Origin of the sequence: Streptosporangium fragile (assembly GCF_039534445.1) — a bacterium.
Classification (GTDB): Bacteria; Actinomycetota; Actinomycetes; order Streptosporangiales; family Streptosporangiaceae; genus Streptosporangium; species Streptosporangium fragile.
This window is the reverse complement of sequence record NZ_BAAAVI010000167.1, coordinates 1-1360: the sequence shown is the minus strand read 5'-3', so window position 1 is coordinate 1360 and position 1360 is coordinate 1. Positions and strand designations below refer to the sequence as shown.

Genomic DNA, 1360 nt, shown 5'->3' with positions numbered 1-1360 from the left:
TTTGATCTTCGGTGGTGGGTTCGGCATGCTGCCCGCGTGAACTTGGGGGAAATCGAGCAGCTGCGGGGCGAACTGGACGCGTTCGTGGCCGAGGTGTTCGCATCGGTGCCGCGCCGGGATCAACGGGCCAAGGGCGACTGCTACCTGCGAGGGTTGATGCTGGACGGGCGACGCAAGTCGATCCAGCCGATGGCCGGGCGGCTGCCGGACGGTGACATGCAGGCTCTGCAGCAGTTCGTCGGCCAGTCGACCTGGGACCATGCGCCCGTGCTGCGGGCGATCGCCACCAAGATGACCGCCGCCGTCGATCCGCAGGTGTGGGTGATCGACGATGTGTCCTTTCCCAAGGACGGGAAGATGTCGGCGGGGGTGGCCCGCCAGTGGTGCGGGGCACTGGGCAAGCAGGCCAACTGCCAGGTCGCGGTCAGCCTGCACGCCGCCTGCGACACCGCGTCCGTGCCGATCTCCTGGCGGCTGTTCGTGCCGCGGGAGTGGGACGGCGACGCCGGGCGCCGCGCCCGGGCCGGGATACCGGACGGGGTGGGACACCGGGAGAAATGGCGGCTGGCCCTGGACCTGATCGACGAGGCGATCGGTTGGGGCCTGGCCCCGCAGGTGATCGTCGCCGACGCCGGCTACGGCCAGAACACCGCGTTCCGCCACGGCCTGGCCGAGCGCGGCCTGGACTTCGTCGTCGCGGTCCGCGCCGATGAATCCGCCCACCCCCATGACGCGGTGCCCACCACACCCGCGTGGAGCGGCAACGGGCGCAAGCCCGCCGCCCGGTACCGCACCCCGGCGTCCTCGCTGAGGGACCTGGCCGCCCAGACGGGGCGCAAGAGCTACCGGCAGGTGACCTGGCGCAGGGGTTCCAAAGGTGCGATGCGCTCCCGATTTCGGGCCCAGAGCGTGCGTCCGGCCGGGGTCGCGGCCCGTAGGCACGCGATGGCCCAGGCCACGGGAGCGGCCGGCTGGGACGGGGTGCTGCCCGCGCTGACCCTGCTCAGCGAATGGCCCACCGGCGCCCAGGCGCCCACCGAGTACTGGCTGACCACTCTTCCCGCCGACACCCCGCTTCGACGCCTGGCCGGCCTGGCGAAGATGCGCTGGCGCATCGAGCACGACTACCGGGAGATGAAGCACGGTCTGGGCCTGGACCACTTCGAGGGCCGCACCTGGCGAGGCTGGCACCACCACGTCACCCTCGTCACCGCCGCCCATGCCTTCCTCACGCTGCGGCGCCTGGACCCAAAAGCCCCAGCGCCGGCCTGACCTTCTACCAAGTCCTCGACGCGCTCCAGGACCTCATACGCGCATGGACCGGCGCGTGCCCCACCTGCCACCGCGACATTCCCGGCCC

1 protein-coding gene is annotated in these 1360 nt (G+C 71.6%); it reads left to right on the top strand.

What is annotated here, in order from left to right:
* Positions 1 to 36: 36 nt before the first annotated feature.
* Positions 37 to 1272 (top strand): IS701 family transposase, encoded by a 1236-nt coding sequence (locus tag ABD841_RS40450; RefSeq protein WP_344982380.1) that lies wholly within the window; start codon positions 37 to 39, stop codon positions 1270 to 1272.
* Positions 1273 to 1360: the final 88 nt, after the last annotated feature.